Source organism: Mesorhizobium sp. KACC 23794 (assembly GCF_052180275.1).
In the GTDB taxonomy this organism is placed as follows: Bacteria; Pseudomonadota; Alphaproteobacteria; order Rhizobiales; family Rhizobiaceae; genus Kumtagia.
In genome coordinates this window covers 3,020,045-3,046,139 of record NZ_CP197465.1, presented here as the reverse complement: position 1 = coordinate 3,046,139, position 26,095 = coordinate 3,020,045, and the positions used below count along the sequence as shown (strand labels likewise).

Below are 26,095 nucleotides of genomic sequence, written 5' to 3'. Positions count from 1 at the left end.
GCGGAAGTCTTTTGACATTTTCCGCGAGGCGCACATGCCTGCCTTGAAGACATCCCGCCGACGCCTATACTCCCGGTCTGCGCCAACTTGCCCTGGCCGCGGAGAGTGCTTCCATGATCGGAACCGTCAACGACGACAGGCTCGACGGCGGCACGGGCGCCGACACCATCTCCGGTAGTGACGGCAACGACACGATTACCGGCGGCGGCGGGAACGACACGCTGTACGGACACAGCGTCGCCGATCTCGACCCGACGTCCGGCAACATCCAGGCCCAACTCCTCGCCAATATCGGCGCCGGCGCAACCTTCCTCACCGGCGCGCCCGGTGACGACGGTTTCGTCTATGCGCTGAAGAAAGACACCGGCGAAGTCCTGCGCATCAACTCCGCCACCGGCGCGCAGACCACTTTCCTTGACATTCCCGACGACCAGTTGGCCGACGGCAATGAACGCGGCCTTCTCGGTCTCGCCTTCCACCCCGACTTTGAGACCAACGGCCGCTTCTTCGTCTTCATCACCAATGCGTCCGGACACATAGAAGTCCGGGAATATGCGCGCTCGGATGACGATCCAGCCCTTGCCGATGCCACGATGGTCCAGAGGCTGCTGACCATTCCGCATCCGGGGCACAGCAACCACAATGGCGGTTTTCTTGGCTTCGGGCCCGACGGCAATCTCTACATTACCGTCGGCGACGGCGGCGGCTCCAACGATCCCAACGGCAACGCCCAGAACCTCGATTCCCTGCTCGGCAAGATTTTGCGCATCGACGTCAACGGGGACGATTTTGCCGCCGATCCAACCCGCAACTACGCGATCCCCAACGACAACCCGTTCGCCGGGGCCACGCCCGGCGCAGACGAAATCTGGGCTTACGGGCTGCGCAACCCCTGGCGCATCAGCTTCGATTCCGCCACCGGCGATCTCTACATCGGCGACGTTGGCCAGGGTGCGCGCGAGGAAGTGGATTTCGAGGCCGCCGGTGGCACGGGCGGCGTCAACTATGGCTGGGATTTCCGCGAGGGCTCGATCCAGGGGCCGAGCCCGCCACCCAATCCGCCGAACCTCACCGATCCCGTCTTCGACTACGCGCATCCCTTCGGCGAAGCCATCACCGGCGGCTACGTCTATCGTGGCCCGGGCGCTGGCCTGCAAGGCGCCTATTTCTTCGGCGACTACGTCACCAACCGGTTGATGACGCTCAGAATTGTCGACGGCGAGGCGCAAGGTTTTATCGACCACACCGGGCACATCACTGGCGCCACACTCGGCCATATCTCCTCCTTCGGCACCGACAATGCGGGCAACCTGTACGCCGTCAGCCTGTCGGGCCAGATCTACCAGCTCAATCCCGGCGTCGCCGCTGGCGACGGTTCGGACGTACTCGACGGCGGCGCTGGCAACGACACCCTTTTCGGCGGCATGCGCGACGACGTGCTGATCGGCGGCGCCGGCGATGACGTCATGACGGGCGGGGCCGACGACGACACCTATTTCGTCGACAGCCAGGGCGACGTGGTGGTTGAGATTGCCGGAGGCGGCAACGCCGATCTCGTCGCCACCGCCGTCAGTTATACGCTCGGCGCCGCGGCGCGGGTCGAAGTGCTGCGGACGACCGCCAACGAAGGCCTGTCCGCCATCGACCTGACCGGCAACGGTTTTGCCCAGGCCCTCATCGGCAATGCGGGCGCAAATGTGCTGAATGGCAAGGGCGGCGCCGACACGATGCAGGGCCTTGCCGGCAACGATACCTATTTCGTCGACAATGCTGGCGACGTCGTCCTCGAGGCGGCCGCCGGCGGCAACGATGTAGTCGCGGCCAGCGTGAACTATTCGCTTGCGGCCGGCGTCTCGGTCGAAACGCTCCGGACCACATCCAATGCAGGTACGTCCGCGATCAACCTGACCGGCAACGGCCTGGCGCAGACGATCATAGGCAATGCCGGCGTGAACGTGCTGAAGGATGGCGGTAGCGCGGGCGACGTGCTGAACGGCCTCGGCGGCGACGATACCTACCTCATCTACAGCGCCGCGACCGGGATCGTGGAAACATCGACGCAAGGCGCGATGGACCGCGCTCTGGTCAACACCGACTACACCCTCGGTGCCGGTGCCTCCGTCGAATGGCTGGCCACGACCAGCGGCGCCGGAAGGTCGAGTTTCGATCTCACCGGCAACGGGTTCGCCCAGCAGATCGTCGGCAATGCCGGCGCCAACCGTATCGACGGCAAGGGCGGCAGCGACACGCTCACGGGCCGCGCGGGCAAGGACATGTTCGTCTTCTCGTCGCCGCTGGCCCCCGGCAATGCCGACATCGTCACGGACTTCAACACCACGGACGATCGGATCGAACTGGAAAACGGCGTCTTCACCGCCCTTCCCGCCGCCGGTGTACTCGCCTCATCGGCCTTCCGCGCCAACACGACAGGCCTTGCCGGCGACGCCGACGACCGCATCGTCTACGAGAACGATACCGGAAAGCTTTTCTACGATGCGGACGGCACAGGAGCTACCGCCGGCATCCTCTTCGCCACCCTCACTGCCAGGCTAAACCTCTCAAGCGCGGATTTTGTCGTCGCCTGAAGTACTCGGCCAGCCCCAGGAGGGATTTGCCGGCTATAGGAGCCTCAATAACGCGCGAGCGGGAACTCACGCCTCCGCATGGGTGTTCACCACCCGCTCCAGCAGCGGCACGTAATCGCGAAAAGTCCGGGTCTTCATGCCCGCGATCTTGCCGCCCTCGTCCCACAGCCGCACCCGCACCGCCTCGTCGTGGAAGGGATTCTTGCGGAACTCTGCAACCTCTTGCGCATTCATAGGCCCACCCTGCAGCGACAGCGTGTGGACCGACGCTTCGGACAATTTTCCAAAATAGGTCGGGTCGGTGGCGCAGAGGTAGCGCTTGGCAGACACATGCAGCCGCACGCATTCGACGATCACCGGCGGGAAGAACGGCTCGAGCAGCGCACCGCCAGCATCGTCGTGGTGCTTGTCCTCGATATCGTCGGGCGAATAGGTGCCGAACTCGCTGGTGAAATGGCCTATGTCGTGCAGCAGCGCCGCCGCGACCAGTTCCTCCGGCGCGCCCTCCTGCTCGGCCAGCCACGCGCCCTGCAGCATGTGCTCGGACATGGTCACAGACTCGCCCAGATAGGCATCGGAGCCGCGTCGCTCGAAAATATCGGCAATGACCTCGACGATGGTTTCGGATGTAGGGATGGTCCGGCTCATTCGGCGGCTTCCTTCACGTTTTCCTGGAGCGCGGCGAGCGTCGACAGCAGTCCGTCCTTGTCGGCGTAGCAGCCTTGCAGCCAGCGCTTGCCCGAGCCTGAAAATGCCCGGCGGGCGTGCATCACCCGTGTGTTGTCGACGATGAATGCCTGGCCCTGCTCAAGCTTGAACGAGACTTCGAAGGACGGGTCCTCGATCAGTTCGGCGAACCGGCGATAGGCGCGGTAATAGGCCTCCATCTCGTCGAACGGCACGTCGACGACCGGAGCCAGCGAGCGATTGTTGAAGCGGACCGCCAGCAACTCGCCGTCTGGCCCGAGTTCGATCATCGGCCGCTTCGAGCGCAGCCGCACCCCCGCGGAACCGGCATATTCGAAGCGCGCCGGCCGCGACGACAGCAGCCGGAACCCATCAGAATCCTCTTCCTGCAAGGCGGCGGCGACCGAGAAACCATCGACGACGCTGGACTCGCCGCCCTCCACCGTATTTTCGATGCAGGCCAGGACTTGAAGGGTCGGAACCGGGTCGCGGTAGGGATTATCCGTATGCGCCTGAAGCCCGAGATTGGTGTAGGCGAGGTTGTTCGGATTGACCTCGGCCCGCACCTCGAACCAGCGCCCGTAATTCGTCTCCCGCACATAGCCGAAGAGATCGACGACCTTGAGCAGCGCGCCGGATTCGGCCGGCAGCCCATCCATCACGGCAAAACCGTAGCGATGAACCGACGCCAGCCAGTCGCGCAGGATGGACGAATGCGCAACCGCGGCGCCAAGGCTGGCGCGGGGCACGTCCTGCATCGTCGCACGCTTCCAGCGGTGGATGGTGTCGTCCGTCCAGCCTGCCGGCCGATCGTGATCGCGGTCATAGACATGCTCGGCCAGCCAGCCAGCCGGAAACCGCGCCGTCTTTTCTTCCGGCAGGAAGCTGAGCGACAGGTCGCCCCCGGCAAGCGACGCCTCGCCGATCCGCGTGTCGGCCGGAATGTCGAGGACGGTGATCAGCCTCTGCCGGTTGCCCGGGCTCCGCGTCCTGTCGTCCAGCGCATTGTCGCGCAGCCATGCGGCGTGAAACCGAGCGCTTGTTCCATCCGACCACGCAAGGCGGACAGTCCGCCCGGAATCCTCGACGACGACGTTCGTCAGCATGATGGCTTCCCTGTGTGCCCAGGTTCGCATCCTGTCGGAAGCGGACAGACAAGACAATTGATCGTTTTATGACAGAAGCAATCCGACGATCACACCGGCAAATTTGAACGGTCCGTGCTTGCTTCCACACAGGCCGGATTTATGGAAACATCACTGGCGGCGGCAATCCCCTGTCCGGCTGTGCGGCTACAACGGTGGGCTGCTCTTGGCGTCTATGCGCGACGCCTTCGAGAGCGCCGACGAGCAGTTGCTCAAGATTGAGCAATTGACGAGCACGGCTTTGGCTTAGAAGACTGACATTTGGGTCGTCGGGGCGAGCGGTTTGATATACGTCGCGATACATATATTCAACGTAGGCACGTGTCGGCTCGTCCATGATCCTCGGAATAACCATTGAATTTTTCGGATCGAGGCGCTCCATATTGCCCATAAGAAGAGCGTCTCCCGCGAACTTGTCCAATTTCCGGAGATTAAAGTTTCCGCGCGATTGCGTGGTCATCTTGCTGTACGGCATGCCTGCGAGCTTCTGGACGTATGCGTACGTTTCCTTCTTCGGCCTGAGCGCACGCGAAAGCTCGATCGGCTTGCCGACGAAGTACGTAACGATCGGACCACTCGACGCGACAAGAAGCTGACGACTTCCGTCCGGAGTTGGCAAGGTAGCGAGCCGTTTGTTGCCGATATGGGCATAGGTATAATATCGGACAAGATGAATCGCCAATGCTGGATCCAGATCCTTGATTCCAATGAAATTTCTGAATGTATCAACCTCGATGTCCAGATTTTCGATCTGATCGACCGGATAGTCGGCCTTTCCCAATAGATTTGGCGCCTGAGCCGATATCATACCGCGCAAGATGCCGCGGTGACCAGGATCAGGATCAGATATTGTCCCGTTATGCAACCTGGAAAAGAATGACAATGTTTGCTTCTGAAATTCAACATCGTTCAGGTACTGCGGAGTAAATTGTAGATTTCCAATAAAATACTCATACTGCAATACCTTCTCCGCATCCGTCTTAGCCTGCTTCACTCCGTCGGCCGAGAGATACCCTCGCTCAAGATTTGCCTGAAGAACAACCATATTGATTTTGGATATTGCGTCCATGTTCTGACCATGAAGGACGAGCGTACCTGAAAGATTCTTCTCCAGAAGAGCCACGCTCGGCCCCCTACTGAAGACAATATCCTTCTTCATCATCTCCACAAGGATAGCGTTTGTCTTTAAAGATCCCGAATAATTATCTTTCACATGATCGACTTTTATTCCAAGTTTGTCCGCAACGGCGAAGGCTCTATCCGGCCCATTAGCTCGATTGTGATCGACAGTGATCGCACGGATATTTGCTGTCCCGATCTTTTGCCGCATTGCCAGATATATGCTGAGCGAGTCGACACCACCCGAAAACATGATTGCCGGCTTTATCCCTCGGCGCTTGCAATATGCAGCAATTGCACCACTCACCTCATTCATAGCCGCGTCGAACGACGCTGCAGGACCAAGTTCTCTACCCTTCATTATGTAGCTGGAATAGCGGGTGAGTTTGCCCTCCTCAAACTCGACGAGCGAAGCCGGAGGAAGGCGAAATATCTTATCGAAAACAGTTCGGAATGGCAGTTGGTTGTAGGAATGTCTCGACGCGTAGTTCAGGAAAAATCCCAAACCGAACGAATCCATCCGTATGTCGCCCTTAAGGACCTGCAGGATAGGCGAGAGCGTAGTCGCGGCTACTGATCCATTGGGTCCAGTGTGGACGTAACCCCCACAATAGCCGGGGGCCGTCACAATACGGCAGCGATGAGGCGTTATATCCACCAGCGCATAATTGCCGATGCCGAAGCGCGCCTGAATAGCGAGAAATCCGTCGAGCGGCATTTCCTTGTAGAGATCGATGACAGCATTGGGGTCTGCATGGATCGTTTCGCCGTACAATCTCAACTCTGCAGGGCCATAGGCAGCACGAGTCACTTTTTGCTCGACGAGCAGCGCATCAACAGGAGAATTCATGCATCCCACCACAAAGGAACTTACAACACGAACCCATAGCGAAACTGGACGCAACTAGCTATCCCCAATCGTCCGCCACGCATATTGCACAAACGAGCAAAGGATGGGTTGCCTCACAGCGCGCATCCCTATAATTGCGGTTCGTTCGGAATAGGGCGATTTTGGGGGAAACATGGATTCGGACAAGCTCATGACGGTTCTCGGCTATCTTTCAATAGCCACTATCATTATGGTGACAACCACGCTCTATTATGTATTTTTGGTAAATAGAAAATTATTGGTTCTGAAAAGAAAAGCAAGTCGTTCATTGCAAAAGGCGGAATCTACCGAGGGGTTTGTTAAAACTATAGAAAAAACGGTGAAATTCGCAGATAAAACGGTGAAATCCATAGACAGAACGGTAAAATCTGTACAAGAATCTTCAAAAAGCACCCAAAGATCTGCGGCATCGGCCTCGAAATCTGCCGGATTGGTAGCCGAAAGAGCAGGCTGGCTGACACCTCAAACCGCGGGAGAGTTCAGCGAGGACGAGATAAAGGCCATCGATCTGGCCGCAACACTTCGGTCTTCAGATCTTATGTCAGAGTCGGTCGAGGCAGTGGTTTCGGCGCTGTCCGGAGCCCGTGTAGCGCTTGGCGTCGGCCAATCGTTCATGGCTGGAAGCGCGAGCGCTACACGTCTCAATATGGTGCCGGACATAGCCCTCAAGGATGTAACCTATCGCGCCCAAATGCTTGGCTGGGCCGAGCGCTGCCATGGAGATGGGCCATCTTATCATCACTACGGCAGTGCAGAGCTTACGCCGCTGACGGAGACACTGGTCCGAAACGATGTTCAATTCTCCGATGAACAGCGAATATCCGGCGACTATCATCCGAAGGCCCGGGGAGCGACCCCTCTTCCCACAGCGTGCATTACATTCGAACAGTTGTTTGATGAACATCGCAGGGTTCAAGGAGATTCTACGCAAGCAACGTTTGCGGACTTTGATGTGGCAGTGAACGTAGCCCGAAAAGAAGTCAGCCTTGAACAGATATCCGGCCCGCCTTCTATAGATCGCACCAAGGATGCCATTCGGAAAGCCTATGACATGTCGCGGGTCGAGTTTCCGGACTTGCCTTCCGGTCATTCGATCACGTTCGAACGGCACGGACAAAGCAATGAGGGCAGCAGTACCCTGGCCGGCCAATATATGACGGACCATCGGGCTTTCCGTCAGAAAGTGAATTCCTGGGCGAAAGAGGTCACGGGTTCCGAACTGCCCGCCCCTTGGATCGCTACGCAGGTGTCCGGCGCCTATGGTTCGCCGCGCCGGCAGACCGCCGGGGCTCAGTTGTCGATGGCGCTCAGCGACGCGGATTACTTCCTGGCGGCGCCGGATTATCCCTTCCCGCATTTTGGAAAGGCGAAGGAACCTCACCCTAGAGCTGGTGACCGCCATCCCACGGCCAACGGCACCATGATGGCAGCCATCTATATGGCCTACGCTCGCTACCACGTGCAGGTTTTGCGGAAGAACTGGTTCCCCACGCATATGGGAGAAGCTTTCTTTCGTGGTAATTTCATCCTTGTCAGTTTCCGGGCAATGGTGCCGCCCTTGCGGATTTCGCCGGTCTGCGTTTCGACGACGCTGACCATGATTGAGGCACTGGGTTTTGACGTGGAAGATACAGGCGTCCCTGTTCGAATTGTCGGCACGCCTGAATTGGTGGGCGAACTGACCTTCAGAATCCAATGCGCTCGCGAGCTCAAGAATCCGATTGTCGGACTGGCCAAGGGTTCTTTCGGACTGGCAGAGACCGGCGCCATGGGTAGCGGTGCGACAAACATATCGGATAGCCAGAAATTGAACCCCAGGTTCCGGCCGTCATTTCGTGAAGGTTATACCGACCACTTCGCAAAGGGCTTCGTGGACGAGTTCGGGCTCGAAGACCTCGAGGGTTGGTACCAGACGTTCGAGTTCAGCAACTGGGCAGTCGCCCAGCGCGTGCGATGCAAGCCCATGCTGCAGACCATCGGTGAACCCATCTCGCTCGAAACTGTTCGTCCCGACGATAGTGAGGCCGATGACATGTGAAAGGAAGCTGGCCCCCGTTGGACGAGGCAGCAGGACTTAGAACGCCGCTCCCGTAGGGGTCATTCAGCTTGGTTGCCCACTGCTGAAACCCACTCAGTCGATATCGAAACCTGTACTGTGGTCATTAAGTCTCCCGAAACCATCACGCCACACGCGACCTTAACCCAGCCAAGCTATGGTTGACTTGGATTTGGAAACCGGGGCGCCAGCCTGAATGTTTGTAGAGCGGGATCGATCCGCCGGGGAAGACACGGTGCAGGAACGGCGCGACGCTGCCCAGAACGACAAGCGCATACTCGGCCATGTCGTTCAATGCGATGGCGCCAGGGCGACGATCGCCGCTTTCGCCGACGACGAGGACGGCGCGATTACCGGCATGTGGACCGTCGGCAAGATGATCTCCATCAATCTCGGCCCGATCCGTACCGTCGGCCTCGTCTACGCCATCGGCAAGGCCGACCGTCACTGGAACCCCGGAGACCAGAATGCCATCGAGGTCAGTGTCGAACTGATCGGCGAGGTGCGCGACGGTCTTCCGTCCGCCTCCGGGACTTTCGATCGCGGCATCACGCAGTATCCGCACATCGGCGCGGTCGCCCATCGTATCCGCACCCGCGATCTGCAGGCCGTCTACGACCTCGCCGGCCGTCGCTCCGTCACCGTCGGCTCGCTGTCGCAGGATGAGAGCATAGATGCCTGCATCGCCATCGACGACACGCTGGCGCGCCATTTCGCCGTCGTCGGCACCACCGGCGTCGGCAAATCGACCGCCGTCTCGCTGCTGCTTCGCAAGACCATCGAGGCGCGGCCGGACCTGCGCGTCCTCATCCTCGACCCGCACAACGAATTCGCCAGCGCCCTGCCGGAATACAGCTACCGCATCGACACCGGTAGCCTTGAACTGCCCTTCTGGCTGTTCCGGCTGGAGGAACTGGCCGAAGTCCTGTTCCGCGGGCGCGAGGTCGTGCCGGAAGAACTCGACGTATTGCGCGACCTCATCCCGATTGCCAAGAGCGCCTACAAGAGCACAAATTCCGGCACGATCGTCCGGCGCGGCCAGGATTCAATGACGGCCGACCTCCCGGTGCCCTACCGCATCGCCGACCTGATCCGGCTGATCGACGAGCGGATGGGCCTGCTGGATAGCAAGACCGACCGCCCCGCCCTCAAGGCCCTGCGCACGCGCATCGAATCGGCCATCGCCGACCCGCGCTACCGCTTCATGTTCGCGTCGCGTCTGATCGAGGATTCCATCCACGAGACCATCGGCAAGATTTTCCGCGTGCCGCACAACGGCCGTCCGGTGACTTGCTTCGAGATGGCCGGCCTGCCTTCCGAGGTCGTCAATTCGGTCTGCTCGGTGCTGGCGCGCCTCGCCTTCGACCTCGCGCTGTGGAGCGAAGGCAAGCTTCGCCTGCTGCTGATGTGCGAAGAAGCGCATCGCTACATGCCGTCCGACCCGAACCTCGGCTTTGCGCCGACGCGCCATGCTCTGTCGCGCATCGCCAAGGAAGGCCGCAAATATGGCTGCTTCCTCGGCGTCGTCACCCAGCGCCCGGGCGAACTGGACCCGACGATCCTGTCGCAATGCTCGACGGTCTTCGCGATGCGCCTTGCCAACGAGCAGGACCAGGCAATCATCCGTTCGGCGATCGCCGACTCATCCGCGTCGACCCTCTCCTTCCTGTCGTCGATGGGCCAGCGCGAGGCGATCGCCTTCGGCGACGGCATCGCCACCACCATGCGGTTCAAGTTCGAAAGGCTGGCGCCCGATCGCATTCCAGGCGCCGGAAAACATCACGAGGCCGATGTCGTGGCCGGCGTCGGCGGCGAGGTCGACCTGGCGATGATCGTCGACCGGCTTCGCAACCAGCAGCGGCCCGCGGCGGCGTCCTTGGCTTCCGCCGAGCCGGCCGATCCGACGCGGCAGGCCGGCGATCCCGGCTACCGCAGGGCGCCCTTCCCCGAACCGCCGTCCACGCAGCCGGCGCCGCGCGAAGAGCAGCGCGGCGAATTTCGCAACACCAGTTTCGGACTGCGCCGATAGGCTGGCCGGCTCGGCAGCGCTGCATTCGGGGATTGTGGCCGCTGGTGCAGACGCCTGGCGCTGCAAGACGTGATCCAACGCACTGCGCATACGGCGTCAACCGTTCAAGGTCTCTCAAGCGCTGACGCGATTGCGGCCCTGTTTCTTCGCCTGGTAAAGCTGCTGGTCGGCGCGGCGGAAGAAATCCTCAGCGCTTTCCTTGTGGTCCCAGACCGCCAGCCCGACGCTGGACGTTATCCTCAACCGCACATTGCCCGACATGATCGGCATGGTGGCGATGCCCTTGCGGATACGCTCCGCCAGCCGCGTCAGCATTTCGACGTCCATGTTCGGTGCGACCACGGCGAACTCCTCACCGCCCAGCCGCGCCACGACGTCGTGATAGCGCGTCATGTCCTTCAGGCAGCCGGCAACGGCACGCAGCACTTCGTCGCCGACATCATGGCCGTGCGTGTCGTTGACCTGCTTGAAATGATCGAGGTCGAAGATCATCAGCCCGACCGGCTTGTCGATCTTGCTGAACTCGTCGAGATATTCCTTGAGCGCCTCGTCGAAGTAGCGCCGGTTCTGCATGCCGGTCAGCGCATCGGTCAGCGCCGCCTGCTCGAGTGTCACCGAGCGGTCGCTCAGCGACTTGGTCATGGCACGCAGTTTTCCCTCTTCCTTCACCTGCGTGCGGATCAGCGGGTAGATGAAGAAGACGCCGAAGAACAGCGCGGTGGCGATCAGCACGCCCGTCGCAAACAGCAGGTGCCCGAGATAAGCGAAATGCGCTGCCACGTTTTCGTCGCCGGCCAGCACCCGCGGGCTGTCCTGAAGCACGTCATAAGCGTGCAGAACCACCACACCGGCCGCAAGGATCACGACGATGAAAACGATGAAGGCCGATTCGGATTTGTGGAACCGCATTGCTCTCCGCACCCTGCGGCGGACTTATCGCAGCTTCGACCTTACGGAGCGTTAATATCGACAACCGTGACGTGAACAATGACTTAAACGTCAGGTAACCATAGGTGCCGACAAATGTCTGGATCCTTACCTTCGAATCCGCCGTTTACCGCTTGAATTCTCTGCCATTCCGGCCCGAACTGGTTGCGAAACCATGTCGATTGGCGTTTCGCATACTGCCGGGTTGCAATCTTTGCGCGAAGGATTGCTTCCTGCTCCGAAATCTCTCCCGTTGCCGCCGCCGAAAGTTCCCGCACGCCAATCGCCTTCACCGCCGGCAACGCGGGATCGAGGCCGAGTTTAGTCAGCTTCGCCACCTCTTCGCGCGCCCCGCGCTCCAGCATGCGGTCGAAACGCTCGTCAATGCGCCGGACAAGCTCCGCCCGGTCGGGTTCGATGACAAAGAGGCGCGCGCTGCCATGATCGACCAGCGGTTGCCCCTCCACCGCCTGCCACTCCCGCAGAGGCTTTCCCGAGCTTTCCAGCACCTCCAGCGCCCGGACGATCCGCTGGCCATCGGACGGCCGCAGCCCGGACGCGGTCGCCGGATCCTCCCGCATCAGGAGCCGGTGGAGGCGTTGCGGCCCCTGCTCCATCAATTCGTAGCGCCAGCGGTCGCGGACGTTCTGCGGAATCTCGGGCATTTCCGACAGGCCTTGCAGCAGCGCCCGGAAATACAGCCCCGTCCCGCCGACGAAAACCGGCCTGCGCCCCGCAAGCGCACCACTGTCAATCAGCCGCATGACGTCGCGCAGCCAGGCGCCGGTCGAATAGGGCGTGGAGGGATGGACGTGTCCGTAGAGGTGATGCGGCACCCGCTTGAGTTCCACTTCGGAGGGACGCGCCGACAGCACGTCGAGCACCGAATAGCCCTGCATGGAATCGGTGTTGACGATCGCCCCACCGACACGCTCGGCGATGTCCAGCGCCATCGCCGACTTGCCGCTGGCGGTCGGCCCGGCTATCAGGATCGCATTCTTCAGCCGTCCCCGGCCCTCATCCCGAACGGACTCTTCCATGTCGCTCGTCGCCACGCTGATCTCGCACCCGGCTGAACGCGCCGTAAAACCTGCGCTGCTGGATATGGCATCGCGCGCGTTGAAGGCAACCGATTCGCGCTGGCTGGCGGACGGCATCGCCTGCGACCTCACCTTGCCCGACGGTTTCGATGCGAGCGGCCCGGCATCCGGGCTGCGAGCCGACCTGGCATCCGCAAGAATCGATCTCGTCATCCAGCCCGCGGAGGGCCGCAGGAAGAAGCTGCTGTTGGCCGACATGGATTCCACCATGATCGACCAGGAGTGCATCGACGAACTGGCCGACGAAGTCGGCTTGAAGCAGCATGTCGCGGCGATCACAGCGCGTTCGATGAATGGCGAGATCGCCTTCGAACCGGCGCTGCGCGAGCGCGTCGCCCTGCTGAACGGACTCGACGCCGCCGTCATCGACCGCATCGTCGCCAACCGGCTGACGCTAGCTTCCGGTGGAACTCAACTCGTCGCCACCATGCGCCGCAATGGCGCCTGGACGGCGTTGGTATCCGGTGGCTTCACCGCTTTCACTGCGCGCATAGCCGAAAAGCTCGGCTTCGACGAGAACCGGGCCAACATTCTGCTGGAAGCCGATGGCAGGCTGACCGGCAAAGTCGCCGAGCCCATCCTCGGCCGCGAGGCCAAGGCCACGGCACTTGCCGAGATCGCGACGCGCCTGGGCTTCACGGCATCCGATGCCATCGCCGTCGGCGACGGCGCCAACGATCTCGACATGCTGGCCGCCGCCGGCGCCGGCGTCGCCCTGCATGCCAAGCCGGCGGTCGCCGAACAGGCGCGCATCCGTATCGACCATGGCGACCTGACCGCCCTGTTGTACATCCAGGGTTATTGCGAGGCAGATCTCGTCAGATGAGCCAGTTCACCACCGAGCGTCTCATCCTCCGCAACTGGCAGGACCGCGACCGCGAGCTCTTCCATCGCATCAATTCGGACGACACGGTGATGGCGTTCTTCCCGTTCCGCCGCAACCGGGCGGAAAGCGATGGGATGATGGACCGCATACGCGCCGAGATCGACGCCGACGGTTTCGGTTGGATGGCGGCCGAACTGACTGCCACCGGCGAATGCATCGGCTTCGTCGGGCTGCATGCCGCCGAGATCGTTCCGGTGGTGCCGGCCGGTTCGTTCGAGATCGGCTGGCGGCTCGCCCCGGAATTCTGGGGCAAGGGTTATGTCGGCGAAGGGGCAGCCGCGCTGCTCGACTTCGCCTTCGATAGCCTCGAGCTCGAAGAGGTCGTCTCATTCGCGGTCTGCAACAACGACCGCTCCACCGCCGTGATGAAACGTCTCGGCATGCGGCGCGACCAGGATTTCGACCACCCGCGCGTTCCCGACACGCATCCCCAGTTTAAGCGCCACCAGCTCTATCGGCTCTCCCATGACGGCTGGCGGCAACGGCGCCCTTGATCAGCGCCGATCGGTTGGGAGTTCATCACCGGGTTCAGGTGGTCCCGCGGGAACCTTCTTAAGCATGTCCGAAAAATCGTCAGCGGAGGCGGCCGCCGCTCTGCCGCGCAGGAAATTGCCGGCAGTCTCAACAACCCCAACCTTTTGCGCGACTGCGGAGGCAATCCACTGATTCAGCGACACGCCGTCGTCCTTGGCGAGGCGGGCGGCGGCTTCCTTGATCGACAAAGGTAGCTTTAGCGGAAAGGTCGCCTTGCTCATCTGGTCACAAGAACCTGTGAATGCTCCACCGCCTAAGAGGCGGTGGCTTCGGGTTACGGCTCAAAGCCGGATCGGTCCGCCGTCGGCGGACGCGGCATTCACTCACGTCACGTTGAACTCGTCATCGGGCTCGGGTGGCATCTGGTTCTTAATGTACTCCATCCACATCTCGTCCGTGACGTTGCCGCTCGTCGTCACCCAATAGCCCCGCGCCCACAGATGCTGACCCCAGTAGCGCTTGCGCAATATCCCGAACTCACTCAGCAACTTGTGCGAACTGCGCCCTTTCAGGTACTGCACGGCGCGCGATACAGACAGGCGCGGCGGGATCGACAACAGCATATGCACATGGTCACGGTTGATCGACCCGGCGTGAATGACCATCTCGTGCGCTCGCGCAGTCTCCCGTAGCAATTCTCGGCAGCGGTTGCCGACATCACCGCCAAGCACCGCGTAGCGGTACTTCGTCACCCACACCAGATGATACTTACAGTACCAAGCTGTGGGGCTGCCACGCTTGTACGCTTCCATAAAGCCAATCTACACAGGATGCGACTCAATCCCAGCCGCCTAAAGGCGTGGGGTTTCCTGATCCCCTATCGGGGACTCTAAATCGACGCTGACGACCGTCGACCGGCGATGCTTGATCAATCCATCCGCAGCGTGACGAAACGCAGTTCGCCTGACTTCGACGCCAGCATCAGCAGCGCGTTCTTGCGGCCTTGTTCCTTCAGCGCGCCGATGCGGTCCATCACATCCTTCGGCGAAGACACCGATTCCTGCGCGATCTCGGTGATGACCTCGCCGGCGAGAATGCCGCGTTCTGCGGCAATCGACTTCGCATCGACTTCGGTGATCACCACGCCCGAAACGTCGCCGGCGATCTCGAACTTCCTGCGCGTCTCGTCATTGAGTTCGCCGACGGTCATGCCAAGCACGGTGGCGGTGGTCACCGCCTGTTCCTGCTGCTGCTCGTCATCTTCTTCGGCGGAAGCCTGCTTCTCGCCGTCCTCCAGCCGCCCCAGCGTCACCTTCACCGTCTGCTCGACGCCCTTGCGCACGATCAGCACGTCGACCGCCTTGCCGACCGGGCTTTCGGCCACGACGCGCGGCAGGTCGCGCATTTCCTTCACGTCCTTGCCGTCGAACTTGATGATCACGTCGCCCGCCTGGATGACGCCGTTGTCCACCGGGCCGCCCTTGATGATGCCGGCCACCAGCGCGCCCTTGGCGGTCGCCATGCCAAGGCTCTCGGCGATCTCGTCGGTCACCGGCTGGATGCGCACGCCGAGCCAGCCGCGCCGCGTCTCTCCGAACTGCCGAAGCTGGTCGACCACGCCGATCGCCAGTTCCGAGGGGATCGAGAAGCCGATGCCGATCGACCCGCCGGAGGGCGAGATGATCGCGGTGTTGATGCCGATGACCTCGCCTTCCATGTTGAACAGCGGCCCGCCGGAATTGCCCCGGTTGATCGCCGCATCGGTCTGGATGAAGTCGTCATACGGGCCGGCATTGATGTCGCGGTTGCGCGCCGAGACGATGCCGACGGTCACCGTGCCGCCAAGCCCGAACGGGTTGCCGATCGCCATCACCCAGTCGCCGATGCGCATGACGTTGGAATCGCCGAATTTCACGGCGGTAAGCTTCTTCTGCTTCGGGTCGACCTTCAGCACGGCGATGTCGGTCTTGGTGTCGGTGCCGACCAGTTCGGCCTTCAGCTTCGATCCGTCCGAGAAATTGACCTCGATCTCGTCCGCGTCGGCGATCACGTGGTTGTTGGTGACGACGATGCCTTGTTCCGCATCGACCACGAAGCCCGAGCCCAGCGACTGCACCTTCTGGGTTCCGCCGCCTCTCTGGCCGTCCTCGCCTTGCCGGTTCTTGAAGAAATCGTCGAAGAAGTCCTGGAACGGCGAGCCTTCGGGAAGCTGCGGCATCGGCACGGCGTTCGGCGCCTCGGTGCCCTTGACATTTTGTGAAGTGGAGATGTTGACCACCGCGCCCAGTAGGCGCTCGGCGAGGTCAGCCACCGAAGCGGGACCGTGCGACGGCTGCAACTGGACCTGGGGAGGAGCGACCGGAGCCGGCTGCGCGGCAGGCTGGACCTGCGCCGGTGCCTGCTGGTCCTGTGCCAGCGCGAGCGGCGCAAAAGCAGGCATCACCAGCACACCGGAAAGCACGGCTGCGGTCGTCGCGAACAGTCTCTTGGTGATGGCCGAACGGACGGACGGTGCGCTCATAAAGTCGTTCTCCGGAAATCTGCGAAAAAGCTGATCCTGCGCAAATGCTGAACCAGCGGCTCGCTCGAGGTTTTGGGCATGCTGGCATTCAGGTCGGCCAGCATCACCCCGATGTCGACTGTTGGCGAGAAATTAGGGCGCGTTTGCGGCCTTGCCTATCGGGAAAATCACAAAGTTGCGTGAGAGTGGTCTACCCCCGCACCATCCAGACGATGGCGACCCCGGCGGCGATCGCCACGAGCCCGGCGCCGCGCAGCGTGTTTTCCGACATCGAAAGGACTTCGGTGGCGAGTTTCTTGGCAAGCGTTGGAAAGCCGCCATAGACCAGGCCCTCGACGACGAGGACGAGGCCCATGGCGGCCAGGAAGTCGTTCACGCGGGCCGGCGCCTATTGCACGGCGCCGGTGGTGGAAGCTCCGCTCGGCGCGGGAGCCGGGGCGGCGGGCGCCGCGGATTTGGGCGGACCGCCCTGCGCATTGTTGAAGTAGCGGAAGAACTCCGAATCCGGCGAAAGCACCATCGTCGTGCCCTGGCTGTTCAACCCTGCACCATAGGCGATCATCGAGCGATAGAACTCGAAGAAGTCCGGATCGCGCTGGAAGGCGTTGGCGAAGGTCGCGCTTCGCTGGGCCTCGCCTTCACCGCGCAGGATTTCCGATTCCTTGCGGGCTTCCGCCACCGTCTCGACGACCTCACGGTCGGCGCGCGCCCGGATACGCTGGGCCGCCTCGTTGCCGCGTGCCCGCAGGCGCTCGGCCTCGGCCAGGCGCTCGGCCTTCATGCGGTCGAAGGTCTGCTGCGAAACCTCGGCGGTGAGATCTGTACGGCGGATACGCACGTCCACGATCTCGAGCCCGAGCGACGTTGCATCAGGCCGCAACTGATCGCGCACTTCGCGCATCATCGAGCCGCGTTCCTCGGACAATGCCGCCTCGAAGCCGCGCAGACCGTAGACACGGCGCAGGGCCGCGTCGAGGCGGGTGCGCAGCCGCTGCTCGGCAAGCTGCACGCTGCCCGACACCGCCGCGCGGAACACCCTCGGATCGGCGATCCTGTATGTGACGAAGGCGTCGACCTCGTAGAACTTTCCGCCCGAGACCTGGACGCGGATGTTGTCCAGGTCGAAGCGCATGATGCGATCCTCGATGATCTGGACGTTGTCGGCTTCCATGAAGCCGAACGGCGCCTTGAAGTAGATGCCCGGCTCGGTCTTCACGTCGACGATCTCACCGAAACGCAGCACGATCGCCTGCTCGCGTTCGTTGACGACGAAGATGGCAGAATAGATCAGGAAAAGGACGACGAGGGCGACGACGCCGATCGCTGCAAGACGGTTCGACATCAGTTCGCTCCTCCAGTGGCCGCCGGGCGCTTCTGCAACTCGGGCAGCGGCAGGTATGGCACCACGCCCTGTCCGTTGCCTTGCTCGATGATCACCTTGTTGGCGCCCTGCATGACGCGCTCCATGGTCTCCAGATAGAGCCGCTTGCGGGTGACGTCCGGCGCCTTGGCGTACTCGTCATAGACGGAGATGAAGCGCTGCGCCTCGCCTTCCGCTTCCTGGACGATGCGGTTTTTGTAGGCGGCCGCCTCTTCACGAATTTGCGCCGCGTCGCCTCGAGCCGCACCGAGCTTCTGGTTCGAATACTGGTTCGCCTGCTCAACGAAGCGGTCCTCGTCCTGCTCGGCGCGCTGCACCTCGTCGAACGCATCGGCCACTTCGCGCGGCGGCGCCACGTCCTCGATCGAGATGGCGTTCACGGCGAGGCCCGCACCATACTCGTCCAGCGTCTGCTGGATGTTGGTGCGCACCGCGTCCGCGATGCCCTGGCGGTCATCGCGGAAGATGTCCTGTGCCGGACGCCTGCCGACGGCCTCGCGCATGGCGCTTTCCGCCACCTGGCGGACCATGTCGTCAGGCTGCACCACGTCGAACAGATACGCCTTGGGATCGGAGACCTGGTAGGCCACGGAAAAACGCACGTCGACGATGTTCTGGTCGCCGGAAAGCATCAGGCCGGAGGTCGAATTGCCGCGGGTTTCGGGGATGTTGATCAGCTTCTCGGCCGTGTTGGCCTTCTCGACCGTCTCGATCGGCCACCAGTGGAAATGCAGGCCCGGCTCGGAAAGCTCGGCCTTCGGCTTGCCGAAGCGCAATTCGACGGCAAGTTCGTCCGGCTGGACGGTATAGACCGCCTGGAACACCCAGAACACAACGAGCACCAAGCCGATGATGGCGAACATCAGCGGGCTGGCCCCGCCGCCACCACCGGGCAGCACGTTCTTCAGGCGATCCTGGCCGCGCCGGATGATGTCCTCAAGATCGGGCGGAGACCCCTGCGGGCCGCTTGGACCGCGCGGCCCCTGCCCCCACGGTCCGCCGCCACCACCATTGCCGCCGCCGCCGCCCCATGGGCCACCGCCGCCGCCGCTCTGATTCTTCCAGGGCATCGAATTCCTTTCGTTTCCGCTCGCCGCGCCTGAACGCGGCGTTCGTATGCAGACGTTGGTCCTTGTATAGGGTTGCGCCGTCACGCTTTCAACGCGGGCCACGCCCGCCGCGCTCGATCCGGCGATCAAAATACAGGGAAACCTTCCGTCTTCCTCCCAATTTGCTGTTGCGCACGCTTTTGCCACGCAAGGCACGCCATCGACAATGCGGCATTACGGTCCGCTTGTCGTCTCTCCGTCAACCGGATTTCGAAACAGCCGCCGCCCGGCAATTCGCGGCGAGCACGACGAAGGGAACATCAAGCTCGCCGCACATCCCCGCCACGCCGTTCGTAGACGGTGTAGCGCGTCGCGTGACTGTCTTTTTCGCCGGCCGGCACGTCCTCTGCCGAGACGACGCCCCAGACGTCCGGATCGATGACGGGGAACAGCGTATCGCCATCGATCGCGGCCAGAACATGCGTCAGTTTCAGGGTGTCGGCCATGCCGATCGCCTGCCTGTAGATCTCGCCGCCGCCGATGATGCAGATCTCTTCCGCACCCGCCATGCAGCGGCCCTTCGCCGTCGCCAGCGTCAGCGCATCCTTGAGCGAAGTGACCACCTCCGCGCCTTCCGCGCGATAGGCGGGATCACGGCTGATCACGATGTTGAGCCTTCCGGGCAAGGGTTTCCTGGGAAAACTCTCCCAAGTCTTGCGTCCCATGACGATCGGATTGCCCATCGTCGTCGCCTTGAAGCGCTTCATATCGGACGACAATCGCCACGGCAGGCCGCCCTCGCGACCGATCACGCCGTTCTCTGCGACAGCGGCGTAAATCGTCACCCGCATCAGTTCGCCGCACCGCTCGGCGTCAGGATCAGGATGTCGAGGTCGCGCTGCGGATAATAGTCCGTGGCCTCGAGTTCGAACCGTGTCGGCCCGGTCTTTTTCAGCCCGGAGGCGCAAAAGCTGACGAGGTTCTTCGAATCGCCCTTGTCCACCGTGAGATGGAATTTGCCGATCGTGCCCAGCGCCCAGTTGCCGCCGGTGGTCAGCACATATTGCAGCCGGCTTTCCGACAGCGCCGGAAAGCCGTCCTTGTCATCCTTCGCCTTGACGACGGCGTTCTCGAAGCTTTTGTCGATGCAGTATTTCTGCTTGTACTCCGGGTACGGATCGTGGAACGCGCCGCCGCCGTAGAAATTCAACCCGACCGAGGCGCCGACGCTCGGCCTGTAATGGTGCGCCACCGCCACCGGTTTGCCGGCCGGAAATTTCGTCCGCCACCAGTAGGTGGACTTCAGCGTCCACAGCGGCGTGCGCACATTCTTCCAGCCCGAGCCTTCGTCGTAGGAATCGATGAGGATCATGCCGCGGTCGATCCAGTCCGCCGCCACATCCTCCGGCAGCTTTTCCAGCGCCGCATACACCGGCTTGGCGAACGGGTTCACCGGCAAGCCCTGCGCCTTCAGGAGATCGGTTACGTCCACGCCCACGGCTTGAGCCCGCTGCTCCAGTTCCGCCTTCACCGGCGTACCGTCGACCGTCACCGCGAAGCCGAGGAAATTGTCGGAGGCATCGTCCGGCAGTTGCGGCATCTCGTGCGGATTGGCGTCTATGTCCGGCATCGGGAACGCCACGATCGTCTCGAAATCCTTGTCGGACTGGTTGCGAAAAATATAGTCGACCTTCACCTCGTCCATCGAGATGAACAGGTTCTCGCTTTCCATCGCAATATCGTCGGTGCGTCCGAGCATGATCCCGCCAGCGCCGAGCCCGGCGATGGAATCGTTGGCCAGGGCCGGCGCTGCGATGCCGACGCACCCGGCCGCCAGCAGGATACGGACGAGACGGATCATCTTTTCCCCTTTGATGCAAAGAACCGCACGACGCGCGCCGCGCCCAAGATGGGCGACAAGCAGGCTACCTATACGGCAATAGGAGCCTTGATGCTGGCGTCCGCGACATAATTTTCGAGCGAAAAATCCTCGAAGCGGAAGGCGAACAGGTCGGTCACGTTGGGGTTGATGCGCATGGTCGGCAGCGCCTTCGGCGTACGCCTGAGTTGCTCGCGCGCCTGCTCGAAATGATTGGAATAGAGATGCGCGTCGCCCAGCGTGAGGATGAAGTCGCCGGCCTCCAGCCCGGTCACCTGCGCCACCATCATGGTCAGCAGCGCATAGGAGGCAATGTTGAACGGCACGCCGAGAAAGATGTCGCCCGAGCGCTGGTAGAGTTGGCAGGAGAGTTTTCCGTCGGTCACGTAGAACTGGAACAGGCAATGGCACGGCGGCAACGCCATGGCATCCACCTCCGCCGGGTTCCAGGCCGAGACGATCAGACGGCGCGAGTGAGGATTCTTCCGTATCTGTATGAGAAGATTCGCGATCTGGTCGATCTCGCCGCCGTCGCGCGTCGGCCACGACCGCCACTGCGCGCCATAGACCGGGCCGAGATTGCCGTTCTCGTCGGCCCATTCGTCCCAGATCGTCACGCCATGGTCGGTGAGATATTTGGTATTGGTGTCGCCGGCCAGGAACCATAGGAGTTCGTGGATGATCGACTTCAGGTGCAGCTTCTTGGTGGTGGTCACCGGGAACCCGCGCGAAAGGTCGAAACGCATCTGGTAGCCGAACACCCCTCGCGTGCCCGTGCCGGTGCGGTCCGGACGGTCGATGCCGTTGTTCAGCACATGGTCGAGAAGGTCGAGATACTGGCGCATCGGATCCGGACTTTTTCAGCGGGTTGGACAATAGCAGATATCGCCCGCGCGATCAGCAGCCGACTGTCCAATACCCACATATTGTGGCCAACGCGCAAACGACAAGCACGAGTGGGGCGGCAGGAAACATCAACCAGCGACATACGGCGGTTGATGCAACGGACCGGGAAATGGATCAGAGCGCAGCGTTCAGCCCGCCCTCACCCCCAAAAAACCTACAGCGAGCCGAGCTTCCCCAGTTCCTTCGCCACCAGATAATAGAACGTCACGCGGCTCTTGGAATTGTCGGCAGCCATCGCCTTGGCGGTGTTGCCGATTGCCGCGTCGGCCTTGGCGCCATCGGTCACGCCGAGCTTCTTGCCGACCCAGCTTGTTTTGACCCGCTCCAGTTCCTTGGGATCGGTGGCCGAGACGAGCGAGGAGTCGCGGTTGCGGAGCGCGATGCCAAGATGCTTGACGATCTTGTCGACGACGTCCGCGCTGGCACCGGAATCGTATTTTTTGACGTCTGCGAGGTAGTCGGCCATTTCTCATCCCTCTCACTGTGCCTGCGCGTCCCAGCGCTCCGAATCGCGGAGGCGGACCCGAGCAAGGCTCTACGATTTTCAAGAGTTGTGGACCACGCCGCGCGAGTCAAGTCCGAAGCCCCATCCACACAGGGCACTCGCTTGAAAGATTGCCCCCTTCCTGGAGGCAGTCGGCAATAGGCATTCGGATTGCTTGAGGCGAAGGGCTCCCCGGCGACGAAGTTCCTCGCCAATGTTCGAGCAGGTCCACCACCACCCGACTGCCTATTGCCGACTGCCCACTGCCACCAGGAACGGAGGGCTTTCAATTCCTTCGCCGGCCCCCTATATTCGATCCGTCAGCTTGTCTGACTATGGCGATAAATGGGCGATGTAATAAGCCGTTCGGACCCGGGGGCGGTACCCGGCGCCTCCACCAAAAGCCGCTTCGAGAAGCGGTTTCTGCTGGGGGCGAAATAGGATCGACGAAGGTGTAAAGATCGTACTTTTGCCCGGCATTGTACCACCGTTATCGGGCTAATCTTATAGTTGCCAACGACAACTATGCGGAAGCACGTCTCGCCGCGTAAGCGGTGCGATAGCTTCAATTCAAGTCCTAGGGGTTCGCACTTCTAGGCGGGGTTCGGAGGTACCTGGCAACAGAAACCTCCACTTCATTTTCTTATCGCCAAGCACTTGATTTTCCTCGTTTTCTTGTTTCCAGTTTTTCAGCGTTTTACAGCTCTGTCCTGCGAACGTTCTTTCAGGTCCAACAGGATCGCTTGCCCTGCCGCCTTGCGGTCGGCGTAGCGTCACTAGCGCTCAACGATAGGAGGGCTCATCCCGAGCATGTCACAGATGGCGGCAATCGAGTGATTGGCTTGTCGGAGGCGGATTGCGGCATTGGCGCGCAAGCCATGCCAGACAGCTCCGTCGAGCGGTGTTTCTTCGCGCGCGGCGTTGAAGACCTTCCACAGCTGGTTGGTTGTGAAGGGACGGCCATTGTCCTGAAGAAGGAACGGACCTGGTCTCCTTTCCCATTTCGACATTTCGGTATCGAGCTCCGGGAATATCGGGCACCACGGCCGGACGCCGGTCTTTTTCTGGCGAAGCCCAAACCCACCGTCGTCGACGTCGGTCCAGCCAAGGCGAATGATATCGCTGGCCCTCTGCCCGGTGTAGCGCGCCAGCACATAGGCTCGGCGCAGCATTCCTGTCAGGTGTTCATCGGCATATGACAGTTGCTCAGGTGTCCACGGTCGGTGCCCTTCGCCGCGGTCGAAGTGAACAACGCCCTGCGTAGGATCCCGGTCGAGCAACTCGCGCGGACCGCAGGCCCATCGGCACATAGCCCGAAGCGCATCCAAGACGTTGTTGGCGCTGCCGGGCGTGTTCGCTCCCAACTTTTCAATCAGAGCTTGAACGTGTGACGGTTTAAGGCTCGATGCCTGGAGATCGCCCCAGGCAGTGCGAACGACCTTCAGTGAGCGCCGATATTGTTCCCGAGTGCCTTCGGTTAGCTTGCGAGGGAGCCCGGGCCACGCAGTCTCATAGGCGTCAATGAGCGCGCCGATCGTGTCGGCCGGAACCTGCCCAATGAGACCTTGTGCCTGCCGGACTGCCTGCCAAAACTCGGGCGAGCGCGGGTCGTTCGGGAGCTTTATCCGGTCGCCTTCGTGATCGGTGCCCCTGCCGATCTGGTAGTAGAAATATTCCCGCCCCCGTGAAATGACACGGTGGACGCCCTTCGGCAGAGAGACCGACGCCCTATTCCGCTTTGACATTGTCGATGCCAGCCATGAATAGATCGATGTTCGCCGTCTCGGGGGAAGCGAGAGACCGGAGCGCGGCGTCCACTTGCTTCCAATCCCAGCGCACCGCGCCACCGAACTGGATTGGTTTTGGCAAGGCGCCCCGCTTGACGTAGTCGTCTACCGTCGATTCGCCGATATCCAGTTCGGCCGCCAAGGTTGCTTTCGACACGTACGACGGGGGGCGCTCGCCAACCAGGCGGCCGCGCTTGAACTCCCTCGGCTCCGGGCGACCGGATGTGATGGCCGAAGGATCAAGAGGTGGCGTGGACGATAGCGTGCGGCGCGGCATGGAAACCTATGCCACCTCGGCAGTTCCGGACGCGGTTTTTTCGCGGATCAGGTGGCGCAGTGCGGCTTTACGGGTGGAGAAACCTTGCGCGGCTGCCCAGGTGTCGAGTTGGTCTACTTCGGCGACCGGCAACTTGATCACCATGCGCATCTCGGTGTCGCGCTTCTGATTGCGGACTTGCTTATATACCTCACGCACGAAACTGAACTCCATCCTCTGAGATGGCAAACCATCTACACAACAAAGAGTGCACAAGGGTACACCCAAACGAGGCTCATCCGTGACTATTTTCGGGGGCATTTTGTCAGTTGAGTAAAGTGCCCACACCGCTTGATTTCCGGGGGCTACCTGCGACACTCGCACGACGTTCAACGCGACATAGGAGACCGCTTTGGGTGTCGATAGTGGCGCCTCGGACGATCGGGGAGTTTCGGCGTCAGTTAAGCTGACAGATTCAGGAGCGACGGTCAGTTTGAAGTCCCGAGCGGCTTCGGCATGGGATCGATTGTGGGGCTCAAAGGCGGACCGGCGTCGGATGCCAATCGATGCCGAAAGCGCAGAGATTCAGGCCATATCAGATGCTCGGGTAAAGTTGATCGGCGCATTGGCTGATCTGGGTATCGATCGATTGAAATCTGACCCAGAAATGGCTGCTCGAGCAGTGGAGAATTTTCTCCCGGGGTTGATACGTCAACAGCAAAACAAAGATGCGATCCTAGACTTTGCCCTTGAAGATCTACGCGTCAATCCTGCAACCCCCGAACAACCTTCCGTAAATGAGAAGGTCGACGAGGTATTTCTGGATCGTTTTGAAAGGTATGCCCAAGAGGCATCAACCGACGAGCTTCGTGAAAGGTGGGGACGTGTCTTGGCATCAGAAATTCGAAAGCCGAACACGTTTTCGGGTAAAGTTCTGCGCGTTATCGACGAACTTGATGCCAAAACGGCGAAAATATTCGAAAGGGTTTGCCAAAGTCGGATGGATACGACGGTTATAAAAGCGCTGTCTGGGGAAATTTCATTCAATGATCTAAAGCAGCTTGTTTCATCGGATTTAATTGTCGATCCGGGGATTGTTGGTCACATTCGTTTTCCAGTCGAGATGAAGGATAACGGCGGGAACGAACTTTGGTTTTGGCCTGTGGGTGGTTCTGCCGTGGCAGTCAAGAAAGGACAGGAACCAATTCCAAGCGGCAGTAAGGATTTAATAGTCGAGAAAGAAGCAAAGCCAGCCATAGCAATATACTTACTGACGGACGCCGGGTATGCTATCTCGTCGATTTTAGATAGTAACGAGGCGAACAACGCTAATATGCTTTTCGGAAAATTATGCGAGGCATTTTCCAAGTCAGAAGTTCGTCTTTACCCCAGTCAACCCGATGGCACTTGGGGGGCCCCGGAACGACGAATCCCTTGATCGGTTCTGCCGAGTCGCCCGTCGCCAAGACGGCGGGCCGATCTCGGCGAGGCTGCTATGCCTCGACCTCGACGCGCCACAACGCATCGGCCGTCAGGCAGCCGCTGTACACGGTGCAGTCGACGTCGCCGAGACCGTGACCGACATCCTCCCGAAGCGCCTGCATGCCCCTGACATAGGCGGCAGAGCTGGTGCCGCATACGGTCCACCGTTCAACGGATGGATCGATCTCCGCCATCGCGGCTACGAACTGGCGCCAATGGTGAAGCAAGCGATCGGCTGGGCGCAGGCCATGCGTGCCCGCTGCCGCGCGTCGCGGCTCGGCGACGATGGAGGAAGCCTCCGGCGCGGGCAACGCGCGTCCTGGGGCTGCCGTGGCAGGCAGGGCGGCAAAGCCGGCGATAAGGGAACGTCGGTTGATGAGGGTCATGGTGGTTTCTCTGGATTCACCGGCTTCTCAGGGCCGGGTGCCAGCGGGCAGCGCTGGCGCCGGGAAG

General features: G+C 61.3%; 25 protein-coding genes and 1 other RNA gene. 7 read left to right on the top strand and 19 right to left on the bottom strand.

All coding sequences use genetic code 11. From position 1 onward, the window contains the following. Nucleotides 1-113 precede the first annotated feature (113 nt). The gene (locus ACSBOB_RS14925; protein ID WP_442583169.1) at nucleotides 114-2,585 is read left to right on the top strand and encodes a PQQ-dependent sugar dehydrogenase; all 2,472 of its coding nucleotides are present in this window, start codon (nucleotides 114-116) and stop codon (nucleotides 2,583-2,585) included. A gap of 66 nt (nucleotides 2,586-2,651) precedes the next feature. Here ACSBOB_RS14925 and tmpB read toward each other — a convergent pair whose 3' ends face one another. The 3 genes from tmpB to ACSBOB_RS14910 all read right to left on the bottom strand — a co-directional run bounded on the left by tmpB (nucleotide 2,652) and on the right by ACSBOB_RS14910 (nucleotide 6,386). Further along, nucleotides 2,652-3,233: a (R)-1-hydroxy-2-trimethylaminoethylphosphonate oxygenase gene (gene tmpB / locus ACSBOB_RS14920; RefSeq protein WP_442583168.1), complete on the bottom strand. Its 582-nt coding sequence runs from the start codon at nucleotides 3,231-3,233 to the stop codon at nucleotides 2,652-2,654. Further along, the gene (tmpA, locus tag ACSBOB_RS14915; RefSeq protein ID WP_442583167.1) at nucleotides 3,230-4,378 is read right to left on the bottom strand and encodes a 2-trimethylaminoethylphosphonate dioxygenase; all 1,149 of its coding nucleotides are present in this window, start codon (nucleotides 4,376-4,378) and stop codon (nucleotides 3,230-3,232) included. Before tmpA ends, tmpB begins: the two co-directional genes overlap by 4 nt. Before the next feature lie 139 nt (nucleotides 4,379-4,517). Further along, the gene (locus ACSBOB_RS14910; protein ID WP_442583166.1) at nucleotides 4,518-6,386 is read right to left on the bottom strand and encodes a hypothetical protein; all 1,869 of its coding nucleotides are present in this window, start codon (nucleotides 6,384-6,386) and stop codon (nucleotides 4,518-4,520) included. 190 nt (nucleotides 6,387-6,576) lie between these two features. On the opposite strand from ACSBOB_RS14910, the gene ACSBOB_RS14905 reads away from it, so the two are divergent. Both ACSBOB_RS14905 and ACSBOB_RS14900 read left to right on the top strand, forming a co-directional pair. Next, on the top strand, nucleotides 6,577-8,463 hold the full coding sequence (locus ACSBOB_RS14905; RefSeq protein ID WP_442583165.1) for a hypothetical protein: 1,887 nt from the start codon (nucleotides 6,577-6,579) through the stop codon (nucleotides 8,461-8,463). A gap of 214 nt (nucleotides 8,464-8,677) precedes the next feature. Beyond that, a complete protein-coding gene (locus tag ACSBOB_RS14900; protein WP_442583164.1) occupies nucleotides 8,678-10,510 on the top strand; it encodes an ATP-binding protein in 1,833 nt (610 codons plus the stop codon). Nucleotides 10,511-10,624: 114 nt separating this feature from the next. On the opposite strand, the gene ACSBOB_RS14895 is transcribed toward ACSBOB_RS14900, so the two are convergent. After that, complete coding sequence (locus ACSBOB_RS14895; RefSeq protein WP_442583163.1) at nucleotides 10,625-11,419, bottom strand: GGDEF domain-containing protein; 795 nt, start codon at nucleotides 11,417-11,419, stop codon at nucleotides 10,625-10,627. An 83-nt stretch (nucleotides 11,420-11,502) separates the two neighbouring features. Continuing rightward, a complete protein-coding gene (gene miaA, locus ACSBOB_RS14890) occupies nucleotides 11,503-12,477 on the bottom strand; it encodes a tRNA (adenosine(37)-N6)-dimethylallyltransferase MiaA (protein ID WP_442583737.1) in 975 nt (324 codons plus the stop codon). On the opposite strand from miaA, the gene serB reads away from it, so the two are divergent. Together serB and ACSBOB_RS14880 are read left to right on the top strand one after the other, a co-directional pair. Beyond that, the gene (gene serB / locus ACSBOB_RS14885) at nucleotides 12,476-13,363 is read left to right on the top strand and encodes a phosphoserine phosphatase SerB (protein WP_442583162.1); all 888 of its coding nucleotides are present in this window, start codon (nucleotides 12,476-12,478) and stop codon (nucleotides 13,361-13,363) included. The two genes, miaA and serB, sit on opposite strands and share 2 nt — an antisense overlap. Continuing rightward, entirely contained in the window at nucleotides 13,360-13,917 is a 558-nt protein-coding gene (locus ACSBOB_RS14880) for a GNAT family N-acetyltransferase (RefSeq protein WP_442583161.1), read from the top strand. Before serB ends, ACSBOB_RS14880 begins: the two co-directional genes overlap by 4 nt. Here ACSBOB_RS14880 and ACSBOB_RS14875 read toward each other — a convergent pair whose 3' ends face one another. From ACSBOB_RS14875 to ACSBOB_RS14830, 10 genes are all read right to left on the bottom strand, one after another. Further along, a complete protein-coding gene (locus ACSBOB_RS14875; protein WP_442583160.1) occupies nucleotides 13,918-14,178 on the bottom strand; it encodes a pilus assembly protein HicB in 261 nt (86 codons plus the stop codon). Between the two features lie 102 nt (nucleotides 14,179-14,280). Next, nucleotides 14,281-14,709 (bottom strand): IS200/IS605 family transposase, encoded by a 429-nt coding sequence (tnpA, locus tag ACSBOB_RS14870; RefSeq protein WP_442583159.1) that lies wholly within the window; start codon nucleotides 14,707-14,709, stop codon nucleotides 14,281-14,283. Nucleotides 14,710-14,825: 116 nt separating this feature from the next. Further along, nucleotides 14,826-16,418, bottom strand: coding sequence for a DegQ family serine endoprotease (locus tag ACSBOB_RS14865; RefSeq protein WP_442583158.1), 1,593 nt, complete (start codon nucleotides 16,416-16,418; stop codon nucleotides 14,826-14,828). A 190-nt stretch (nucleotides 16,419-16,608) separates the two neighbouring features. Further along, nucleotides 16,609-16,794, bottom strand: a complete 186-nt coding sequence (locus tag ACSBOB_RS14860; RefSeq protein WP_442583157.1) for a DUF2065 domain-containing protein — start codon at nucleotides 16,792-16,794, stop codon at nucleotides 16,609-16,611. A gap of 12 nt (nucleotides 16,795-16,806) precedes the next feature. Then, entirely contained in the window at nucleotides 16,807-17,760 is a 954-nt protein-coding gene (gene hflC / locus ACSBOB_RS14855) for a protease modulator HflC (RefSeq protein ID WP_442583156.1), read from the bottom strand. Continuing rightward, on the bottom strand, nucleotides 17,760-18,869 hold the full coding sequence (hflK, locus tag ACSBOB_RS14850; protein WP_442583155.1) for an FtsH protease activity modulator HflK: 1,110 nt from the start codon (nucleotides 18,867-18,869) through the stop codon (nucleotides 17,760-17,762). Before hflK ends, hflC begins: the two co-directional genes overlap by 1 nt. A gap of 299 nt (nucleotides 18,870-19,168) precedes the next feature. Beyond that, on the bottom strand, nucleotides 19,169-19,699 hold the full coding sequence (locus ACSBOB_RS14845; protein WP_442583154.1) for a dihydrofolate reductase: 531 nt from the start codon (nucleotides 19,697-19,699) through the stop codon (nucleotides 19,169-19,171). Next, nucleotides 19,699-20,709, bottom strand: coding sequence for a DUF4424 domain-containing protein (locus tag ACSBOB_RS14840; RefSeq protein WP_442583153.1), 1,011 nt, complete (start codon nucleotides 20,707-20,709; stop codon nucleotides 19,699-19,701). The genes ACSBOB_RS14845 and ACSBOB_RS14840 overlap by 1 nt, the downstream gene beginning before the upstream one ends. 68 nt (nucleotides 20,710-20,777) lie before the next feature. After that, nucleotides 20,778-21,572, bottom strand: coding sequence for a thymidylate synthase (locus tag ACSBOB_RS14835; protein WP_442583152.1), 795 nt, complete (start codon nucleotides 21,570-21,572; stop codon nucleotides 20,778-20,780). A 215-nt stretch (nucleotides 21,573-21,787) separates the two neighbouring features. Further along, the gene (locus tag ACSBOB_RS14830; protein ID WP_442583151.1) at nucleotides 21,788-22,099 is read right to left on the bottom strand and encodes a DUF2853 family protein; all 312 of its coding nucleotides are present in this window, start codon (nucleotides 22,097-22,099) and stop codon (nucleotides 21,788-21,790) included. Nucleotides 22,100-22,397: 298 nt separating this feature from the next. Between ACSBOB_RS14830 and ssrA the strand changes: the two genes are divergently transcribed. Then, nucleotides 22,398-22,752, top strand: a transfer-messenger RNA (tmRNA) gene (gene ssrA / locus ACSBOB_RS14825). A 141-nt stretch (nucleotides 22,753-22,893) separates the two neighbouring features. Here ssrA and ACSBOB_RS14820 read toward each other — a convergent pair. The 3 genes from ACSBOB_RS14820 to ACSBOB_RS14810 form a co-directional block, all read right to left on the bottom strand. Further along, complete coding sequence (locus ACSBOB_RS14820; protein ID WP_442583150.1) at nucleotides 22,894-23,862, bottom strand: tyrosine-type recombinase/integrase; 969 nt, start codon at nucleotides 23,860-23,862, stop codon at nucleotides 22,894-22,896. After that, the gene (locus tag ACSBOB_RS14815) at nucleotides 23,846-24,046 is read right to left on the bottom strand and encodes a helix-turn-helix transcriptional regulator (protein WP_442583149.1); all 201 of its coding nucleotides are present in this window, start codon (nucleotides 24,044-24,046) and stop codon (nucleotides 23,846-23,848) included. Before ACSBOB_RS14815 ends, ACSBOB_RS14820 begins: the two co-directional genes overlap by 17 nt. 141 nt (nucleotides 24,047-24,187) lie before the next feature. Then, nucleotides 24,188-24,379: a hypothetical protein gene (locus ACSBOB_RS14810; protein WP_442583148.1), complete on the bottom strand. Its 192-nt coding sequence runs from the start codon at nucleotides 24,377-24,379 to the stop codon at nucleotides 24,188-24,190. A 337-nt stretch (nucleotides 24,380-24,716) separates the two neighbouring features. Here ACSBOB_RS14810 and ACSBOB_RS14805 point away from each other — a divergent pair, with 337 nt between their 5' ends. Beyond that, the gene (locus ACSBOB_RS14805) at nucleotides 24,717-25,598 is read left to right on the top strand and encodes a DUF2806 domain-containing protein (RefSeq protein WP_442583147.1); all 882 of its coding nucleotides are present in this window, start codon (nucleotides 24,717-24,719) and stop codon (nucleotides 25,596-25,598) included. Between the two features lie 55 nt (nucleotides 25,599-25,653). Here ACSBOB_RS14805 and ACSBOB_RS14800 read toward each other — a convergent pair whose 3' ends face one another. Next, complete coding sequence (locus ACSBOB_RS14800) at nucleotides 25,654-26,028, bottom strand: hypothetical protein (RefSeq protein WP_442583146.1); 375 nt, start codon at nucleotides 26,026-26,028, stop codon at nucleotides 25,654-25,656. Nucleotides 26,029-26,095: the final 67 nt, after the last annotated feature.

Bases quoted from the DNA above. Each gene is read 5' to 3' on its own strand.
- ACSBOB_RS14845 (WP_442583154.1), bottom strand. From the start codon at position 19,699: ATGCGGGTGACGATTTACGCCGCTGTCGCAGAGAACGGCGTGATCGGT.
- ACSBOB_RS14925 (WP_442583169.1), top strand. From the start codon at position 114: ATGATCGGAACCGTCAACGACGACAGGCTCGACGGCGGCACGGGCGCC.
- tmpA (WP_442583167.1), bottom strand. From the start codon at position 4,378: ATGCTGACGAACGTCGTCGTCGAGGATTCCGGGCGGACTGTCCGCCTT.
- ACSBOB_RS14865 (WP_442583158.1), bottom strand. From the start codon at position 16,418: ATGAGCGCACCGTCCGTCCGTTCGGCCATCACCAAGAGACTGTTCGCG.
- ACSBOB_RS14800 (WP_442583146.1), bottom strand. From the start codon at position 26,028: ATGACCCTCATCAACCGACGTTCCCTTATCGCCGGCTTTGCCGCCCTG.
- ACSBOB_RS14805 (WP_442583147.1), top strand. From the start codon at position 24,717: ATGCCAATCGATGCCGAAAGCGCAGAGATTCAGGCCATATCAGATGCT.
- ACSBOB_RS14910 (WP_442583166.1), bottom strand. From the start codon at position 6,386: ATGAATTCTCCTGTTGATGCGCTGCTCGTCGAGCAAAAAGTGACTCGT.
- hflK (WP_442583155.1), bottom strand. From the start codon at position 18,869: ATGCCCTGGAAGAATCAGAGCGGCGGCGGCGGTGGCCCATGGGGCGGC.
- ACSBOB_RS14830 (WP_442583151.1), bottom strand. From the start codon at position 22,099: ATGGCCGACTACCTCGCAGACGTCAAAAAATACGATTCCGGTGCCAGC.
- ACSBOB_RS14900 (WP_442583164.1), top strand. From the start codon at position 8,678: ATGTTTGTAGAGCGGGATCGATCCGCCGGGGAAGACACGGTGCAGGAA.
- ACSBOB_RS14840 (WP_442583153.1), bottom strand. From the start codon at position 20,709: ATGATCCGTCTCGTCCGTATCCTGCTGGCGGCCGGGTGCGTCGGCATC.
- serB (WP_442583162.1), top strand. From the start codon at position 12,476: ATGTCGCTCGTCGCCACGCTGATCTCGCACCCGGCTGAACGCGCCGTA.
- miaA (WP_442583737.1), bottom strand. From the start codon at position 12,477: ATGGAAGAGTCCGTTCGGGATGAGGGCCGGGGACGGCTGAAGAATGCG.
- ACSBOB_RS14875 (WP_442583160.1), bottom strand. From the start codon at position 14,178: ATGAGCAAGGCGACCTTTCCGCTAAAGCTACCTTTGTCGATCAAGGAA.
- tmpB (WP_442583168.1), bottom strand. From the start codon at position 3,233: ATGAGCCGGACCATCCCTACATCCGAAACCATCGTCGAGGTCATTGCC.
- tnpA (WP_442583159.1), bottom strand. From the start codon at position 14,709: ATGGAAGCGTACAAGCGTGGCAGCCCCACAGCTTGGTACTGTAAGTAT.
- ACSBOB_RS14905 (WP_442583165.1), top strand. From the start codon at position 6,577: ATGACGGTTCTCGGCTATCTTTCAATAGCCACTATCATTATGGTGACA.
- hflC (WP_442583156.1), bottom strand. From the start codon at position 17,760: ATGTCGAACCGTCTTGCAGCGATCGGCGTCGTCGCCCTCGTCGTCCTT.
- ACSBOB_RS14820 (WP_442583150.1), bottom strand. From the start codon at position 23,862: ATGTCAAAGCGGAATAGGGCGTCGGTCTCTCTGCCGAAGGGCGTCCAC.
- ACSBOB_RS14880 (WP_442583161.1), top strand. From the start codon at position 13,360: ATGAGCCAGTTCACCACCGAGCGTCTCATCCTCCGCAACTGGCAGGAC.
- ACSBOB_RS14895 (WP_442583163.1), bottom strand. From the start codon at position 11,419: ATGCGGTTCCACAAATCCGAATCGGCCTTCATCGTTTTCATCGTCGTG.
- ACSBOB_RS14835 (WP_442583152.1), bottom strand. From the start codon at position 21,572: ATGCGCCAGTATCTCGACCTTCTCGACCATGTGCTGAACAACGGCATC.